This is a genomic window from Butyrivibrio hungatei NK4A153 (assembly GCF_000424465.1).
Lineage (GTDB): Bacteria > Bacillota > Clostridia > Lachnospirales > Lachnospiraceae > Butyrivibrio > Butyrivibrio hungatei_A.
This window is the reverse complement of sequence record NZ_AUJY01000008.1, coordinates 196,842-215,281: the sequence shown is the minus strand read 5'-3', so window position 1 is coordinate 215,281 and position 18,440 is coordinate 196,842. Positions and strand designations below refer to the sequence as shown.

Below are 18,440 nucleotides of genomic sequence, written 5' to 3'. Positions count from 1 at the left end.
TCACAGCCGGTACACTATATACAGCTGTGCGACGAAACAAAGAGTAACCGAAACCAGCGAAAACAGTGACTTTCTCGATGGTTCTATAAAGACTTCACCGTCAATTTCCTTCGTTCCAGACACTCCCGTAAGAAGAATCAGCAAAGGGAAAATAAACGGAAAGAAATATCTTCCGTGAACTCCGTTTACGCTTGAAGCTCCCGGATCCGTCCACTGAACATACTCAGCCGTAAATATCAGAACCGTTGTAATGGCGAGCGCCGCTGCCATAAATACCTTCAAAGCAGCGTCTTTTCGCACCTTGACAGCAATCTCCGCTTCATTATGCCTGTTCATATAAATGTTTCTGCTTATATACGCCGCAACAAGCATTATAAATATGAGTACCACTGCCTCATTTGTGCCGTCTTTAAATACAAGCGCACTTCCAAAGAACTGCATGATATAGTCATATCCCTTTATCCTGAATGTATTGAGAAGAATCGGGATATATTTAACGGGATTCATCGCGATCACTCTGTTTGTCGCATTTATGTCTGAGTATCCAAGGCTTAATATATGCGATGAAATCTTAAACCACGCAAGCGCAGGCACGACTGTCAGCAGTCCGATCGCCGTCGCATGGGTAAAATAGCTCTTTTTACTCTCAAACTTATCCATCGGAGTAAGGAAAAGAAGCAGGCAGAAAGCGACATACACAATCTTAAACTGCCCCAGCAAAAACGGAATTATATATAATGCCACAAGATATCCCTTCTTTGCATACGCTTTCTCATCATATCTAAGTCTTAAAACCAGCGCAGTAAGGAGATACACAAGCGCGGCAGTCATAAGATCGGGAGATATTGATGTATACTGCTTCATCATAAAAGGATGAACCGCCATCCAGAGGAAATATTCTTTTCCAAAGGGCGAGATTTTGATTCCAAGATACAAAAGAGCTCCTATCGCAATAAAATTCGCAATCTTAGCGACCATATCGATTACGATCATGCTATGCGTAAACAGCCTTGTCATTGCCATAAAAAGAGCCGGAACCGCGTGACATACAGGCGAATACAGCGCAATATTCGTATATGTTATGTACTGCATATTTGAGGCATCTTTTACATCAAAGCCCATTCTGTTACGTGCTTCATACCAGGAAACAGAGACTCCGTCTCCTGTCCCCCACGTCAAAGGCCACGCAAATGACCTTCCTATCGCATTATTTTCATCAAGCTCAGGAAACACGTCGCCTTCAGAAATTGCATACGCCCTCCTGTAATGATTGCCCGAATCCGGCTCCGCAAAAGGCGTAAATACCATAAACGCAAGCATCCCCATTACGATATACAACGCCAAGAACAGCCTCTCATAGGAAATGCTCCTCTTCTTCAAAACCACAAATCCCGCAAGAACTATCAATATCCATACAGTAGAAAAAAGATATGCCTTCACCTTGGGAAAAGAAGCCGCCCTAACCTGCATATTAAGTCCCAAAGCCGCATTCCCACTGTCATCCAAGACATCTTCCTGCGAATATCCAATAAGCTTAAGCCCGTTCACACTTATATTCTTAAAGACCAGCTTCAGATTACCCGCCGAAACATGTCGGTCCACATCAATCCAAGTCACATCCTCATCATCCGCTTCAAGCCCCGAAGTATTGTACGTTCTTGCAAACTCTCCGCCTTTGGAGTCCTTTATCAGCAGCTCAAACTCACCGTCGCCTTCATTCGACATCCTAAGCCCTAACTGCCCGATATCCCATGCCTTATAATCAACACTAAATTCCTGTCCGTTCCCATCTATAGGAACCTCTCCCCACGAAATAGTAGAATAATCCACTCCCTCCGCCGGAAAACTAAACTCCAAACTTCCACCTACAGACCCTTTGATAGTCAAAAAAGAAAAAATCAGAACAATGATTGATATAACAATATAACTTACATTTTCTTTCAAAACGTTAGCAACCTTCATACTTACTCCCCGTAAAAAAAGCTGCCACACTTCTGTGACAGCTTTTAGATTTTATTTTCTCTGCAGGAAATCCGGAATCTTGAGTGATTTGGGTTCCACTGTTGCCTTAATCTCGCTTGGTCTGTTAATTGAAAGTCCCGGCCTTGGTGATGGATTTGCGGCGGGAGCATCAGTCACAGCGGAGATAGGTGAAATTATCGGCTGTACCGGAGGTACAGTTGCGATAGGTGTTATAGGTGTTGAAACGACCGGTGTTGGTACAGGTGTAGGCTGAGATGCGGCAAATACGCGGTTTGTTGCGCTCTGTGCAGCAGCTGCCTTAGTCTGTGTACTGGTCTGAACCTTCTCTTCAATACCTGTTGCGATAACAGTTATTGTACAATTATCTGTCTTGCTTTCATCATACATTGCACCGAAGATGATGTTTACATCATTTCCTGCAAGCTGACGAACATATTCGGAAGCATCGGATGCATCCTGAAGTGTGATATCACCGGAAATATTGATGATAACACTTGAAGCTCCATTGATCTTAGTCTCAAGAAGAGGACTTTCAACCGCCATCTTGACAGCGTCAATAGCCTTCTCGTCTCCCTTACCGTTACCGATACCGATATGAGCAATGCCCTTGTCCTTCATAACAGTCTGAACATCGGCAAAGTCAAGGTTGATAACAGCAGGAACATTGATAAGATCTGTGATTCCCTGAACGGCCTGCTGGAGGACCTCATCAGCTTTCTTGAGCGCATCAGGCATAGTTGTACGTCTGTCTACGATCTGAAGAAGCTTATCATTAGGGATCACAATAAGTGTATCTACATTAGACTTGATATTCTGGATACCAAGCATAGCATTTTGCATACGTACACGTGCTTCAAAGCTGAAAGGCTTTGTAACAACGCCTACGGTTAGAATCCCCATCTCTCTGGCAAGCTTAGCAACAACGGGAGCTGCACCGGTTCCGGTTCCACCGCCCATTCCGCAAGTAACAAAGACCATATCTGCACCCTTAAGTGCTGCAGAAATTTCCTCCGCACTCTCTTCTGCCGCTTTCTCACCAATCTCAGGCTTAGCACCTGCTCCGAGACCCTTTGTAAGCTTTTCACCAATCTGTAAAAGCTTGGGTGCCTTACAAAGCTGAAGCGCCTGCTTATCTGTATTAATACCGACAAACTCTACGCCGGTAATATTTTCGTCTACCATTCTATTAACAGCATTATTACCTGCACCGCCAACCCCTACGACGATGATTTTGCAAGTAGTTTCAGCATCGTTTGACTTTATTTCAAGCAAGTTTTCTCCTCCTTCATAACTTGGACTCCTTATTAGCTATGATACGATTTTTTTACTCAATTATCAACCCGTTTTTTAAGTAGAATTTTGTTTAAATTTCACTTTACTCAGACACAATTCTTTAATTTTTCGGGGTAAATGTAAATAGTTTAGTGTCTTCATTTAAATCTTTCAGATTAAGAATTCCAGTCTGTCCTTCAAGTTTTGGCAATTGATATCGAAGTTGTTGAATTTTTTCGTCAATATAATCATTTTTACCTATACTGACTTCAACTCCGCCAAAATAAAGATAAACATTAAAATCACTGTCGAAAAAAATCTTATCCGCATGAAGCTGATATTTATTTAAAAGCTGCGTAATATCAAGGATCTCACCAAAAATCACCTGATGAGCATCATCGATAGGGAGCTTTTCATGCATAGTAATGTAATCAAAATTAAGTCCCATAACCTGAGGGACATCTTCGGTCGTTTCGGAAGAGCATTCCACAACAATGCCCTCTCTGTCAAAGTATATATATTTTCCCAGATATGCTATATATCCTGCGACAGCTTTTTCAAATACATTGATCTTGACCGTATCGCGCGAAACTATGTCCACGTCGATCTTCTCAATAAAAGGAACATCTTCAATGCTCTTGTTCATATATTTCATGGACAAAAAAATTGAATTATGGCACAGCTTATCGGTTATAACCATATCCGCGATCTCTTCTTGGGTATAATGAGTGTTTCCGTCAACCACGATATTCTTTACGGTGTAATTGTCCGCAATGTAAAAAACTATCGCTATGACGACCAGAGCAGACGCAGTGATTATACCTGAAATAACATAAAGACTCCGTTTATATCTAAAGGAGTCTCTCAGTTTCTCAAAAGGATGAAAAGCCGGTCTGGCAGTATATGAACGTTTTTTTCTCTTTTTACGCTTCTTCTTTGCCATATCAAAACTATCTTCCTATGTTTCTTCCCACATTAAGCGCTATTCCGAGCTCCGCGAGCTGGAAAACAACCGCGGTACCACCGTAGCTTATAAACGGAAGTGTAATTCCCGTATTGGGAATTGTATTGGTAACAACCGCTATATTAAGAATAACCTGAATAGCAATATGTGCCATAACGCCGATAACAAGCAGTGCTCCAAACATATCAGGTGCATTGTTTGCAATGATCATAAGTCTCCAGATAAGAAGAAGGAACATGAGCATTACGGCAATGGCTCCAAAAAGTCCGAGCTCTTCGCATATAACGGAAAAGATCATATCATTCTGTGCCTCGGGAATAAATCCCATCTTCTGCATGCTCTCGCCGAGACCTTTTCCGAATGTTCCGCCGGAGCCGATCGCATAAAGAGACTGAAGTGTCTGGAATCCCTTGTCTGTCGCATGCCCCTGAGGATCGAGCCACGCAAGAACTCGCTCGGATCTGAAACTTCCTTTTGCTCCCGCGTTTGCAATTATAAGAACCGTAACAGCCGCAAAAGCACCTACAGACATAGCTGCCATTACATATCTCTTATAACCGGGAGTTGCAACAAAAAGCATGGTAACGGCAATTCCCATTACGATAATAGCTGAGCTCAGGTTCTTGGTACACAGACGAATCATTATCGCAAGAAATGCCGGAAATCCTATTGCCACTCCATATCCTCTGGGAGTTAAAAGAAGCTTTTGAAGCCTTAAGATGAAAGCCGCAACAAAAATGATAACAGAAACCTTTGCTATCTCAGCCGGCTGAATAGATCCGATTAAAGGAACCTGAATCCATCTTTTCGCACCGTTGATCTCTTTTCCTATGATAGGAGTCAGGATAAGCAGGACCACTGACGTTGCATACAACGGAAAAGCAAACTTTCTCAAGAACCCATAAGGGAAATAGGACATAAATATCATTGCAATAATTCCACCAAATACTGCTCCGAACTGATGCTTGAAGTAATATGACGAGTCACCGTTCATCTTAAGATTAGCCCAATATGTACTTGTCGAATATATCATTACAAGCCCAAACGCAAGCAAAAAAAGTATTACAAATATCAAACTGTAGTCAACATATGTTTCTTCTCTTTCTCTTTGCCTTCTTAAAACGTTTACTCCGGTTCTTGCCATATCAGATCATCCCCTCATATTTTTTGTCATATTCTCAAAGTCTGTTTACATACTCCTTGAATTTCTTACCCCTTGTTTCGTAGTTCGGGAACATGTCCCAACTTGCACATGCAGGTGAAAGAAGCACCGCTTCCCCTTCTTTTGCGTTAGAACTGCAATATTCAAGCGCCTCTTCAAAAGTATCCTTAAATACAAACTTATTAAAACCGTGCTTCTGCGCACACTCTGCAATCTTTTCCTTAGTCTGTCCGATAAGAACGAGCATCTTTACCGTATCGCCAAAGTTCTCGATCCACTCATCGTACTCACTACCCTTGTCATAGCCACCGCCGATAAGGATTGTAGGCTTACACATCGCCTTGATTCCCTGAATAGCCGCATCGGGATTAGTACCTTTGGAATCGTTGTAATAATCTACGCCGTTCTTTGTCGCAACGAACTCAATTCTGTGCTCAACTGCCTTGAATTCGCGAACAACTCTGAGAATTGTTGAAAAAGGAACCCCCATAGCCACTGACATTGCTATTGCAGCCATAACATTCTCAACATTACACATTCCTACAAGGTTCATGTCATGAATATTCATAACTTTGACAGCTTCACCTTCGATACTCATGTATATCTCTTCGCCGTCAAGATAGAATCCGTCTTTAAGTTTCTCGGATGTCGAAAAGAAAACCACCTTAGCGGGACATTTTTCTCCAAACTCTCTTGTATATGGATTGTCGTAGTTAAGTACGCATGTATCCTCTTTAGTCTGGTTGTTTGTAATGTTCTGCTTCATCTCGGCATAGCACTCCATAGTGTGATGCCTGTTTAAGTGATCGGGTGTTATGTTCAAGATAGCCGAAACCTGTGCATGGAAATTATCAACTGCCTCAAGCTGGAAAGAACTTATCTCTCCGACAGTAACGGTGTCTTCCTTCATTTCAAGTGCGCTCTCAGCATATGAAACACCGATATTTCCAACAACATAGCTGCTCTTAAAGTGAGCCTTCATTATCTCTCCTACAAGAGTTGTTGTTGTAGTCTTTCCGTTTGTTCCGGTGATTGCAACAAGCTTTCCTTTTGCAAAGTTATAAGCAAGCTCTATCTCGCTCCAGATAGGAATATTTTTTTCCTTGATACGAAGTACCGTAGGTGCATCGAGAGGAACCGCAGGGCTTGGTACAACAAGCACAAGCTCGTCGAGAACTTCGTCTGAGATCTCGCCTATGATGATCTCTGTATTCTCTCTATCCTCTTCATTAAGCTTTTTTACTATATCTTCTTTTGTGACCTTGGTATTTTCTTCAAGCATTACGGGCACGGCGCCAACCTGATGAAGAAGTCGCACGGAACCTACTCCCGACAATCCCGTTCCGATCACAAGTACTTTTTTTCCTGATATCTCACTAGCTTTCATATCTCTCAACCTCTGTTATAATCCTGCATATGCTATAAGGCACATGATAACTGTTACTGTTGTAAATACATTAACTACCTTTGTTTCTGACCAGCCGCCCTTTTCAAAATGATGATGGATCGGAGCCATTCTGAAGATTCTTTTTCCGTTTGTAAGCTTGAAATAAGTAACCTGCATGATAACGGAAATAACTTCGATAAGGTAAATGAATCCGACAATCACGATGAAAAGAGGCATATTCATAACATATGATATCCCCGCAACGAAACCTCCGATTGCAAGCGATCCCGTATCTCCCATCATTACTTTTCCGGGATAAACGTTGTATACGAGATAACCGAGGAGTCCGCCCATCATAGCCGCAGCCATTACTTCAGCTCCGGTAGATCCGTAGCGCATAGCTGCCAATACAAAAAATCCTGCAACAACAGCCGTTACCGATGCACAAAGTCCGTCAACTCCGTCAGTAAAATTCGTTCCGTTAGCGGTACCAAGTGATATGAAACACAAAAGCGGGATGTTAAATATTCCAAAGTCTATCTCGCTTCCTATAAAAGGAATCTTCATTGCAAGTGTCATATCCGTGCAATTCTCTACATATAATGAAAAGATAATTGCCACAAGGAGCTGTCCCAAAAACTTCTGCCAGGCTCTAAGCCCCAGGTTATGCTTCTTTACAACTTTGATGTAATCATCGATAAATCCGATCACACCAAAACCGAAAGTCAGTATAAGAATAGGAATTACTTCCTTATGAAATGCAGCGTAGGAAACACCTATAATAAAGAAGGGAAGCAAAAAGATAATCCCTCCCATGGTAGGCGTTCCGGTCTTTTTCTGATGAGACTCAAGCCCCTCTTCTCTCTCAGTCTGTCCCGCTTTGAGCTTTCTAAGAATCGCTATGATCTTAGGCCCCGCAAGTACTGCAATAAGGCATGATGCACATACCGGTATCAAAGTTCTTACAATATAATCATTCACGTAAATACCCCCAATGAATTTTAATTATTTGCAGTTTCTTTAGGCGCGTCATCTGAAAGCTCATCCTCAAATGCACTGCTACCCAATTCATATCCGCTATCAGGATCAACTAAATTTCCTGTGTTCGGGTTAATATAATACCCCGTCTCAGGGTCAACGTCAAATGATTTCCAGATAGGCTCCTTATTTTCTTCTGTCTCTTCTTTTTGTTCTTCAGAAGAATTTCCCTCAGCAGCTTCGTCTTCCTGATTTTCCTCTACTTTGGGAGGTGCGGAAGTAATACCGTATTTTTCTCTGAACTCATTAAGTTCCTGCTGCTGTTTCTCTGTAACTTCCTCTGTCATCGGATATCCGAGATAAGGAAGTGCTTCTGTAAGAATATTATGTACAATTGTTGTAGCAAATCTAGCATTATCCTGCTTGATCGTATTGGGTCTGTCCACAACAACATATATCGAGATCTCCGGATTATCTGCAGGCGCATATCCCATAAAAGAAACTACGTAGTTTATCTTATCACGCCTACCATTGATACTCATCTCGGCAGTTCCGGTCTTGCCGCCAATCTTATATCCGACAGGTACGGCTGTTGTTCCTGTACCGCCTTCCTGAGTAACAGTGTTGCAGTACTCAACTATCTTCTCTGAAGTGCTATCGGAAACAGTCTGTTTAAGGAGTCTCGGCTCGATATTCTTTATTGTGCTTCCGCTGCTTGAAAGAATCTTTTTTACAACATGAGGCTGATAAAACTTACCGCCATTAATTAAGGAATTAAAAGCAGTTATCATTTCTATCATGGTACAGTTGTAACCCTGACCGAATGAGTATGTCGCAAGATCGGACGGAACCATTACGACATCCCCGTTCTTACTGTTCTCACCGTTTTCTCTGTGTATCATCACATCGGTATCCATGAAAGGTTCACCCGGAAGATCAATATTGGTCTTAAGTCCAAGTCCAAGGTTTTTCTGATATTTTGAAAAAATATGTATTCCCGTCGCCTGAGCAACATGCATCATTGCAACGTTACATGATTTCTGAATACCCTGCTGAACAGAAATAATTCCGTCACCGCCTGTGTTATGGCAGTGAATTTTATGTCCGCCGACTTCAAGATATCCTCCGCAATTATATGTCTCATTACCCGTGATCTTTCCGCTGTCAAGGCCTATGGCAACAGTAATAGGTTTAGAGACAGATCCGGGCTCATAGGTATCAGATATGCAGAAGTTCTTCCACATCGCTTGCAGATTTGTAACTTTCTGCTCGTAAGTTTCGGCATCATCAGAATTATTTAACTGCTCTGCTCTTTCCGCTGTAATATAGACAGGGTTTTTAGTATCATCATCTACGACCTGCTCTACATCTCCTTTTTGGATTTTAATATTACCTTCTTCATCCAACACATCTTCTGTGTATTTATGAAGCTCGGGCATTCCGACAAGTTTGGAAGCATCCCACGGATTGTTAAGGTCAAAGTTGGGGTAGCTTGCCATTGCAAGAATCTCGCCGGTATTGATGTTCGTCATAATGCATCCGACGTTCATTGCACCGTTTCCCGGACGAACTTTTCCTTTGTTCTCTTCATTAAATACATTGAGATATTTCTCAACAACCGCCTGAAGATGGCTGTCTATAGTAGTAACTATGCTATTACCGTCTATTGCAGGAATTGTTGTTCTTTCAAGTTTTAAGTCATCATCAAGATAACCATACTCTCTTCCTTCAACTCCTCCCAGAATATCGTTGTACTGTTTTTCAAGTCCCCACTGTCCGACATCATCGGCAGAAGTAAATCCGATAACATCACTTGCCAAAGTATTCTCGGGATATTTTCTTATATATTTGGCTTCAAAATATACACCTTTAAGATTTTCTTTTGACGCATAATCCTGAAAATCTTTTATCTCGTCGTAGCTCAGTTTTTTTGCCAGAATGTAATACTTCTTATCCGAATTTTTTTCCAGATAATCCTGTATCCATTTAAGGTCGATCCCGTTTGCACTCATCTGTGCGGAAAAATACTTATTTAGCGCATTAAGCGTAAGCTGGATTTTATCTTTATCCTTATCTTTATTTTTATCTTTATCACTGAGAAGTACGTTTGCATTAAGGATCAGATTATATACCTTCTCACTCCACGCGAGCGTGCTTTCGTTACAATCAAGGATCGAACCCCTTTTATAAGGAATGGTTGTCGAATCATATCGCTGCTGGGAAAGAACTTTTTTCTCATATTCCTTGCCGTTATTGGTAGTGATACTGATAAGTCTCGCTCCTAATCCAGCAAAAGCCAGTAATACCAACATAAAAAGTACTACCAGCTTTTTCTTCATTCCTATTGTAAATTTCTGCACATTTTTAGTTTTAACAGTTTTCATGGCAAAAGATATTTCCTTATTACTTATTTGACGCCTGCGGTATAGGTGCGAGCTGTCTTACATAATCGTCGCCGCCATCGTCAGTGTATTTTACGATCTGGCCGTCATCAGCATAAGTCATACCGAAGCCAATAGCCGCCTCTTTTATCTCATCAAGGCTCATCCTGCCGTTGGCTCTGTTATAGTTCTCGTCATTATCCTGTTTTAAACTGTTCAGCTGTTTCTCAAGCTGGGCTATATTTTTCATACTGGCAGTAACTCTTGACTGAAGCGAAATATAAAAAGCCAAAGTTCCTACCATTACAACCATTGCAAAAGACAAGAACAATAAGTATCCAAAACTCATATGATGGCGTTTTTTATGTCTTCTTAAAGGCTCCTGAACATGGACTCTTCTACGCACATGATCAGGTTCATATACTCGTCTGACTGTGTTGCCATAGATGTATGCGTTAGCCATATTCATTCTCCTTTCTGTTTTAGTGTGTGATCGGACCGTCACAGCGCTCTCTCAAAAACTCTGAGCTTTGCACTCTGCGATCTCTTGTTTTCAGAAAGCTCTTTTTCACTTGGAAGAATAGGCTTTCTTGTTATTACTTTGCCCTTTGAAACTTTACCGCAAACACAGACCGGGAAATCCGGCGGGCATGTGCATGGCTTTTCATTGGTCCTGAAATTATTCTTCGTTATCCTGTCTTCCAATGAATGGAAAGTGATAACGCAGAGTCTTCCACCGGGATTTAAAAAGTCAATAAATCCGTCAAGCGAACCTGACAAAACGTCAAGCTCTCTATTCAAAGCAATTCGTATTGCCTGATAAGTCCTCTTTGAAGGATGTCCGCCCTTCTCTCTCATCTTTGCAGGTATCGCAGCCTTGATGATCTCGTTGAGTCTGAAGGTCGTCTCTATGGGGCTCTTCTCACGCTCTATGCAAATGTGCTTTGCTATATTCTTAGCGAATTTATCTTCGCCAAAGTCTCTTATAATATGAAAGATCTCTGTCTCTGAATAGTCGTTGACTATATCTCTCGCTGTAAGCTGCTGTCTTTGGTCCATTCTCATATCAAGAGGCACATCCTCTTTGTAAGTAAAGCCTCTCTCGGCGTTGTCAAGCTGGTATGATGACACTCCAAGATCAAGCAAGATTCCGTCAACTCCCGTAACCCCAAGCTCTCTTAGTCTCTTGACAGCATTCTCGTAATTGTCTCTGATGACAGTAACTCTGTCCTTAAACGGCTCAAGTCTTTTGGTTGCGGCTGCGATAGCGTCCGCATCCTGATCCGTTCCGTACAGGTGTCCTCCGGCCGTAAGTCTCTCCGCAATGTGAAAAGAGTGTCCGGCCCCTCCGAGAGTTCCGTCCAGATATAATCCATCCGGTTTAATATTCAAATTATCAAGCACTTCCTCAAGAAGTACAGAATAGTGATTGAATTCCATGTGTTTACCTTAGATACTTAAGCCGTATTCGCTCATCTTGGCAGCAATTGAATTGATATCATCAAATGTGCTTGCCTTCTCCCATTCAGCCTTGCTCCAGATTTCAGCTCTGTTGCCGACTCCGGCAATTATAGCCTCCTTCTCGATCTTGGCATGTTGCAAAAGATTCGCGGGAAGAAGTATTCTTCCTTGCTTGTCAATCTCCGCATCAATAGCACCGGCGATAAAGAAACGCCCTAACATTCTGGCTTCGGGTTTATCCATAGGAAGTGATTGTAGTTTTGCTTCAAACTGTTCCCAGCCTTCTTCGGCGAATACGAAAAGACAGCCGTCAAACCCCTTAGTAACCACAAATTGTTCACCAAGAAGTTCACGGAATTTAGCAGGAATTATGAGCCTTCCTTTAGCATCGATGGAATGGCTGTATTCACCTTTAAATGCTGTTCCCACTTATCTCCCACTTTCAACCACTTTTTAACACTTTTTACCACCTGAAGTCATTATAAAACAAAATTAATCATTAAACAACCTTAAAAACATAAAATTTTAGTAAAGTAATTAGCTTAGATATTGTCGTAATTAGCACATTTTTAGCATAAAAAAGGAGCCTCTTTCGAGACTCCTCTTAATCGATTTTAAGCTAAAGTAATTTCTGCTATTGTGTTTCCGTTATCTTTTTATTCTTTATTTTCTGATTCAATTTCGTTATTCATTTCTTTCTGAGCTTTTTCACCCTCAATTGCTTCGGATTCAGGCTCAGATTCTTTATCCGCTTCTTTTTCCTGCTCTACCACGGCTTCTGTGCCACCAACTGCAACCTTTGAAAGTCTTACTCTCGTGACTACCTCAGCAACAGCCGCAAATACAAAGCAGCACAATCCTATCATCATGGAAATCGGTATCTTGGTATTGGCAAAAAAGAGCCTATCCGTTCTCACATGCTCTATCCATGCTCTTCCGATTCCGTATCCGCCAAGATACATGAGTGTGATCTCACCATCGAACTTCTTGTGCTTTGTATAAAGAAGAACTATTATAAGAAGTCCGAGATTCCATAAGCTTTCATAAAGAAATGTCGGAGAAACCTGAATGTAGTTTGCTCCGTTCATGTGCTCTATCATGAGATCCGAAACATCGCTGCTTCTGACCATTTCAATAGGAAGTCTCATGGCAAGAAGTCCGTCCGTATACTCACCGAAAACTTCTCTGTTGGTAAAATTCCCCCATCTTCCCATTACCTGCCCGAGAAGAAGTCCCGGCATAACGGTATCGGTAAGCTTTAAGAACTTGCATTTTTTCACTCTTGAAAAAATGTATATCGTCGCAAATCCCGCAATAACACCGCCATATATCGCAAGTCCGCCGTTTCTTATCGCAAGGATTCCAAGAAGATCATCCTTGTAACTGTCCCACGAAAAGATGACGTAATACAATCTCGCTCCTATTATGGAAAAGATAATTACATATACCGCAAGGTCCCAGTAAATATCGGGGTCTTGGTCTGTCTTTTTCGCAACATTCGCTATAAGAAAAAGAGCAAACAAAAAGCCGAATCCGATTATCACTCCGTAAAGTGCAATGGTAAATCCGAACACTTCAAAGCTTTTAGGGACATTGTGCAGATATATGTGCAGATTAGGAAAATCTATGTCCATTCTCCCCATATCACCGGCTGTCATAGTATTCCTCCCGTATTAAACATTGAATCTGAACAGAATAACATCTCCGTCCTGAACCACGTACTCTTTTCCTTCCATACGTACGAGTCCCTTCTCTTTTGCTGCCGCAATAGAGCCTTCGCGAAGAAGATCCTGATAATTGATAACTTCCGCCTTGATAAAGCCTCTCTCAAAGTCAGTGTGAATCTTACCTGCTGCCTGAGGTGCCTTTGTTCCGATCTTGATAGTCCAGGCTCTTGTCTCATCTTCTCCCGATGTAAGGAAGCTCATAAGTCCGAGAGTCTTGTAACTTGCGGCAATGAGCTTATCAAGTCCCGACTCTGTAAGACCAAGGCTTTCAAGGAACTCAGCCTTCTCGTCTTCATCAAGTTCTGAGATCTCAGCCTCGATCTGCGCACTGATAACGAATACTTCGCTTCCTGTCTTGGATGCAAGTTCTTTAACGGCAGCAACATATTTGTTTGATGCACCGTCATCCGCAAGATCTTCGTCCTTAACATTAGCCGCATAAATTACGGGTTTCCATGTAAGAAGATCAAGACTGTTTACAAATGCCTTCTCCTCCGAATCTTCAAACTCAAGTTCTCTTGCCATCTTATCAGCTTCAAGAACTTCTTTTATCCTATTTAATATATCAAGCTCTTTTGCTGCAGTCTTATCCATTCTTGCAGTCTTGGCAGTCTTGGCGATTCGGCGCTCAAGAACTTCAAGATCGGCAAATACAAGCTCAAGGTTGATTGTCTCTATATCACGCACGGGATCAACACTTCCGTCAACGTGAATAACGTTTGTGTCATCAAAGCATCTAACCACATGCACGATTGCATCAGTCTCACGAATATTTGCAAGAAACTGGTTTCCAAGTCCCTCACCCTTAGATGCTCCCTTAACAAGTCCCGCGATATCGACAAACTCTATAGTAGCAGGTGTCACCTTCTTGGAATGATAAAGGTCCCCAAGCTGCTTAAGTCTGTTATCCGGAACAGCAACAACGCCCACGTTAGGGTCAATCGTAGCAAACGGATAGTTCGCAGCAAGCGCTCCTGCATTTGTAAGTGAATTAAAAAGAGTTGATTTGCCAACGTTGGGTAAACCTACTATGCCTAGTTTCATTTTTATTCCTCCATGCCCGTAAATACGGGTTTTTTTGTTTCACCATGTCTGATTTTCGCAATTTTTACGCCAGAAATGATAAGTTTTTATTATTTTTTTACTCCCCAAAATTTTGGTGTAAAAAAACAAGGCAACTTAAACTGCCTGAAACTGCATCATCGCAACCTGTAATGAATCGTCTGTAACATGTACATAAGTATCCATTGTGGTTGACAACTGTGCATGTCCTAAAATCTTCTGTAAAGACTTAGGATTAACTCCTCTTTCGACGCATCTGGTTGCGAAAGTATGTCTCAACGTATGCATGCTGAATGGCTTAATATCAGCCTTTCTGCAAAGCTTCTCCAGATTGGTATCATACGTTGAATTCTTGGTTGGCTCGCCGGTACGGCAGTTGATAAAAATCAAATCCTGCATGCACACTTCGCGTACCAAACCGGTTCTGGGATCTCTGAATGTAAGTACCTGAGACAGTACCGGCGATTCCTTTCTGGTCTCCCTTTTAATATATAACTCGAAAAGAATATCATACGCTTCATTGGTAAGAGGAATGGTTCTAAATGCTGACATCGTCTTAGGCGGGCCGACTCTCCAGGCCTCCGCTCTCATAACGATATTCCATCGTCTTATCAACTGTAAGCGTTCTCTTTACTCTGTCAAAGTTATCCCAGGTAAGACCTACCAGTTCACCCGTTCTTAATCCCGTTTGCAATACTAAGCGAAAAGCCTTGGCATTGCTGTTCTTGTCGGCATACGCAAGGAAAATGTTCTGTTCCTCTAAATCCAAGAATCGAATCGGCTTCTTCATCTTGTTACATTTGAAATCAACACCATCCAGCGGATGCCTCGTAATCAAGTCGTTCTTCAATGCTGATTTAAACATAGAGCCTATACAGATGTATGTCTGATAGATGGTGGATTTCGCGTAATATGGTTCCATATTATTTAAAATCTGCTGGCAATGCATTGCCTTCACATCTACTAAGAGCATATCACCGATCGCATTCTTTACATCGCTGTAATAACGATCTGTATAGTTACGAATGGTATTGGGTGACAGGTTGCTCTTGAAAGTCTTCAACCAGTAATGAAACCATTGGTCTACCGTCATGGTATACTCTATGGATTTTTCACCTTCCTGCTCATCCTGAAGCTTGTTTCTCATATACCACTTTCTTGCATCAGCAACAGTATCGAAACACTTCTCTACTCTACGTCCTCTTCTGCTTGTAAATCGTGCCGAGTAGCGACCATCTTTGCGTTGCATGATGCCTTCGCCCATCTCCCGGCCTCTTAAATCTTTTCCCATAAAACGCTCCTTTTCATATTAAAAAGAGCATCCTCATGCGTATAACAAAATAACACAGAAACGCGATATTTTCAAGCATAGCACAACTACAGCAAGCTGATGCCACGCAAATACTCATCGAATGCTTCTCTCTTGATCAAAACCTTTTTTCCCACCTTAAACGAAAACTTTGTCATGGGATCTTTGCACAATTCCCTGATGCGATTGACACCTATATTGGAATATTCTGCAGCTTCCTCAACGGTTAGGGAAACCTTGTACCATATCGGTACGCCAATTCCGCTACTTTTTTCACTCCCCAAACCGAAAGAATCCAGTATTTCTGCGGCTTTGCCCCTGGCGTAATTTACGCCACTTGCTGGCGTAAAAAGTCCCAATTGTATCTGCAATGTCTTATCTATATGGGAAATCATGAATTTATCATTTAAATGTCCTATATACCGTGCCAACTTGCCGCGGCTAATTGTAGTTATCTGTTCAGCCATGGATGCCGATTCCTCATCTAATCCTCCCATATGATCCAGGATGGCATGCGTCGGGAATCCTTTGCTCCTATGAATTTTGGTTGTAATTGGTATCACGGTGATTGTTGGTGAATATCTGTTACCTTTATTATTCTGAACGACGATTACAGGCCGTTCTCCTCGCTGTACAGACCCTATATTATCTCCCAAGTCTACCAAATATATATCACCACGTTTTATCTCTTTCATATGTGTATTCTCTCCTATAATTATGAAGTAAAAAGAAGGCACCCACTGCCAGTACACAGCGGAATACCTTCTTAAAATCAAACAGTTATATGTTCCCCTATTTGCCCACGGCGCCCCGGAGAACGGGAAATCACTAAGCGGCTGCAGCACAGCTCCATAGGCTCAACCCTTCCTGCGGTTCTCGCAAGACCGCTCCCATTACGATGAGTTGTGGCTGAGCGGAAGTATCATTATACCCGTAGCTGTCATCGCCAGTGCCGGTGCTACCGACATTCCAGTGAGGCTATATCGCGCAAGGCGTACCTTTGGGGCTACATACTACAGGAACGTACTTAGTGAATGTATATTCTCTTGTCAAAGTACAGACAAGGGAAAATCCCTTCACTAATAACTACAGAAATAAGGGGAATAATAAGTCTATTTAAAAAAATAAAAACAGCTTTCACCTATACTATAAGTGAAAGCCGCAAAAACTTAATCATAAAAAATCATTTTAAACACCGATAATTCAGCTGTGTCATATATTATTCTTCAGAATAGATATTATATTTTTCCATAAGAGCTTCAATGACATCGTCTTCAGCAGTCAGGGCAAGCGTAAAATCATCAGACTCTTTTGGAATAGCCCTAAGAAGTAGCTGATATTCTTTTCGTCCTTCTTTTTTCTTTTCATTATCTCTCATCAGAAGTGTCATGTACTCCACCTCCCATTTCTCATTGCGTTTAACAACATTAACTTCGTTTTGTAGATTATCTGTAAATTCATCCATCGGCTCACCGGTACGAACAAACCTCAGGAAATTTCCAAGCTCTGTGTCCTGGAGTTCAGTACAAGCTGCGTTAAGAATAACCTTGTATGAATCATCTCCAAACGGAAGCTCATACTCTCTGCAGTAATTCTCAAATCTGTAAACCGGTTTATCTAATTCGTAAATATCCTCAGTACAGATAAAAATGACGTAACTCTTTGCCAGTTTATGATAATCTTCGCCTTTTTCTATCAAATTAAGATCTATCATCCCCTGGTAATAACGCGCACGCCTCGGAATATTACCCGGATTTGTTGTCTGCATCTCAATGTTATAAACTGTGCCTTTTTCATCATCCACATACACATCAAGCCTTACACTCTTGCTATCATATGAAGGATTGATAGTTTTTTGTTCTTCCGGATAGCTTAATTTCTTGATTTTCACCTCAAGAATAATCTCAAGCAGCTGCTTGCACAACTTTTCATTAAGCATTACTTTTGCAAACATAAAATCATCCGCAAAAGTTAGGTCTTTAAATTCCTTATGTCTCATGAATTAGCTCCCTTCCATCATGTACTCTTTGTTATGCAGAACAGAAGATAACCCATTCATAAAACAAATTATACTCACTTACATTATAGCAAATCCGCTAAAGTACGCAACTTTCTAAAGAAAAAATGAAATTTATAACCCGATTCCTCAAAACAGAAAAACCGAAACAGCGGACATAGAGGGATTTGAACCCACAGCCCTCCGGTTAACAGCCGGATGCTCTGCCGATTGAGCTATATGTCCGAAACTACGGTAACAGGAATCGAACCTGTAACATCTTGAATCAGAATCAAGCGCTCTACCATTTGAGCTATACCGCATCAATGCTGCTGGTGGGTGTCGGACCCACGACCTTCAGATTAAGAGTCTGCTGCTCTTCCAACTGAGCTACAACAGCTTAATGCCGCCTATGGGGCTTGAACCCATGACCTACGGTTTAAAAGACCGTTGCTCTTCCAACTGAGCTAAGACAGCTAAATACTCCCCATGGGGGCGCAGGCATCCGGGGAATGCCAAGCTTGCGACTCCGAGTTCCGCGAGGGAACCCGCATCTCTCGGCTTAAAAGGCCGGTGCATATCCGCTCTGCCAAGGAAGCGTAATGGATTCGGGCGGTATCGAACCGCCTACGCGGAGATCTTCAATCTCCCGCTCTACCATTTGAGCTACGAATCCATATAGAGGCATAGGTGAGATTCGAACTCACGATCCCGGAGTTGCAATCCGGAGCCTTTCCATCTTGGCTACTACGCCTAAA

The 18,440-nt window shown here is 41.9% G+C and carries 16 protein-coding genes and 6 tRNA genes; all 22 read right to left on the bottom strand.

Annotated elements, in window-relative coordinates; all coding sequences use genetic code 11:
• The 22 genes from G628_RS0106715 to G628_RS0106615 all read right to left on the bottom strand — a co-directional run bounded on the left by G628_RS0106715 (position 1) and on the right by G628_RS0106615 (position 18,436).
• Positions 1-1,962, bottom strand: a complete 1,962-nt coding sequence (locus G628_RS0106715; protein ID WP_027208785.1) for a DUF2142 domain-containing protein — start codon at positions 1,960-1,962, stop codon at positions 1-3.
• A 51-nt stretch (positions 1,963-2,013) separates the two neighbouring features.
• Positions 2,014-3,255 (bottom strand): cell division protein FtsZ, encoded by a 1,242-nt coding sequence (ftsZ, locus tag G628_RS0106710; RefSeq protein WP_026654315.1) that lies wholly within the window; start codon positions 3,253-3,255, stop codon positions 2,014-2,016.
• Positions 3,256-3,376: 121 nt separating this feature from the next.
• Positions 3,377-4,198, bottom strand: a complete 822-nt coding sequence (locus G628_RS0106705) for a cell division protein FtsQ/DivIB (protein WP_027208784.1) — start codon at positions 4,196-4,198, stop codon at positions 3,377-3,379.
• Between the two features lie 7 nt (positions 4,199-4,205).
• Positions 4,206-5,363, bottom strand: coding sequence for an FtsW/RodA/SpoVE family cell cycle protein (locus G628_RS0106700; RefSeq protein WP_026654313.1), 1,158 nt, complete (start codon positions 5,361-5,363; stop codon positions 4,206-4,208).
• Positions 5,364-5,397: 34 nt separating this feature from the next.
• The gene (gene murD, locus G628_RS0106695; RefSeq protein WP_027208783.1) at positions 5,398-6,768 is read right to left on the bottom strand and encodes a UDP-N-acetylmuramoyl-L-alanine--D-glutamate ligase; all 1,371 of its coding nucleotides are present in this window, start codon (positions 6,766-6,768) and stop codon (positions 5,398-5,400) included.
• 15 nt (positions 6,769-6,783) lie between these two features.
• On the bottom strand, positions 6,784-7,749 hold the full coding sequence (gene mraY, locus G628_RS0106690; protein WP_027208782.1) for a phospho-N-acetylmuramoyl-pentapeptide-transferase: 966 nt from the start codon (positions 7,747-7,749) through the stop codon (positions 6,784-6,786).
• Between the two features lie 20 nt (positions 7,750-7,769).
• On the bottom strand, positions 7,770-10,106 hold the full coding sequence (locus tag G628_RS16670; RefSeq protein WP_242827192.1) for a penicillin-binding transpeptidase domain-containing protein: 2,337 nt from the start codon (positions 10,104-10,106) through the stop codon (positions 7,770-7,772).
• Between the two features lie 43 nt (positions 10,107-10,149).
• On the bottom strand, positions 10,150-10,590 hold the full coding sequence (locus G628_RS0106680; protein WP_026654310.1) for a hypothetical protein: 441 nt from the start codon (positions 10,588-10,590) through the stop codon (positions 10,150-10,152).
• Positions 10,591-10,628: 38 nt separating this feature from the next.
• Complete coding sequence (gene rsmH / locus G628_RS0106675; RefSeq protein ID WP_026654309.1) at positions 10,629-11,567, bottom strand: 16S rRNA (cytosine(1402)-N(4))-methyltransferase RsmH; 939 nt, start codon at positions 11,565-11,567, stop codon at positions 10,629-10,631.
• Between the two features lie 9 nt (positions 11,568-11,576).
• The gene (gene mraZ, locus G628_RS0106670) at positions 11,577-12,017 is read right to left on the bottom strand and encodes a division/cell wall cluster transcriptional repressor MraZ (RefSeq protein WP_026654308.1); all 441 of its coding nucleotides are present in this window, start codon (positions 12,015-12,017) and stop codon (positions 11,577-11,579) included.
• Between the two features lie 227 nt (positions 12,018-12,244).
• Positions 12,245-13,246, bottom strand: a complete 1,002-nt coding sequence (lgt, locus tag G628_RS16665) for a prolipoprotein diacylglyceryl transferase (RefSeq protein WP_242827191.1) — start codon at positions 13,244-13,246, stop codon at positions 12,245-12,247.
• 15 nt (positions 13,247-13,261) lie between these two features.
• Positions 13,262-14,359, bottom strand: a complete 1,098-nt coding sequence (gene ychF / locus G628_RS0106660; RefSeq protein ID WP_027208781.1) for a redox-regulated ATPase YchF — start codon at positions 14,357-14,359, stop codon at positions 13,262-13,264.
• Positions 14,360-14,494: 135 nt separating this feature from the next.
• The gene (locus G628_RS19150) at positions 14,495-14,968 is read right to left on the bottom strand and encodes a tyrosine-type recombinase/integrase (RefSeq protein WP_242827190.1); all 474 of its coding nucleotides are present in this window, start codon (positions 14,966-14,968) and stop codon (positions 14,495-14,497) included.
• Complete coding sequence (locus G628_RS19145) at positions 14,934-15,668, bottom strand: tyrosine-type recombinase/integrase (RefSeq protein ID WP_242827189.1); 735 nt, start codon at positions 15,666-15,668, stop codon at positions 14,934-14,936. Before G628_RS19145 ends, G628_RS19150 begins: the two co-directional genes overlap by 35 nt.
• Before the next feature lie 86 nt (positions 15,669-15,754).
• Positions 15,755-16,381: an excisionase gene (locus G628_RS18900; protein WP_242827188.1), complete on the bottom strand. Its 627-nt coding sequence runs from the start codon at positions 16,379-16,381 to the stop codon at positions 15,755-15,757.
• 524 nt (positions 16,382-16,905) lie between these two features.
• Positions 16,906-17,685, bottom strand: a complete 780-nt coding sequence (locus tag G628_RS0106645; RefSeq protein ID WP_026668164.1) for an Rpn family recombination-promoting nuclease/putative transposase — start codon at positions 17,683-17,685, stop codon at positions 16,906-16,908.
• 170 nt (positions 17,686-17,855) lie between these two features.
• Positions 17,856-17,928: transfer RNA gene (locus G628_RS0106640), tRNA-Asn, on the bottom strand.
• 4 nt (positions 17,929-17,932) lie between these two features.
• Positions 17,933-18,005 (bottom strand) — tRNA-Gln (locus G628_RS0106635).
• Positions 18,006-18,009: 4 nt separating this feature from the next.
• Positions 18,010-18,082 (bottom strand) — tRNA-Lys (locus G628_RS0106630).
• Between the two features lie 4 nt (positions 18,083-18,086).
• Positions 18,087-18,159 (bottom strand) — tRNA-Lys (locus G628_RS0106625).
• A 126-nt stretch (positions 18,160-18,285) separates the two neighbouring features.
• Positions 18,286-18,358, bottom strand: a tRNA-Phe gene (locus G628_RS0106620).
• A gap of 6 nt (positions 18,359-18,364) precedes the next feature.
• Positions 18,365-18,436 (bottom strand) — tRNA-Cys (locus G628_RS0106615).
• Positions 18,437-18,440: the final 4 nt, after the last annotated feature.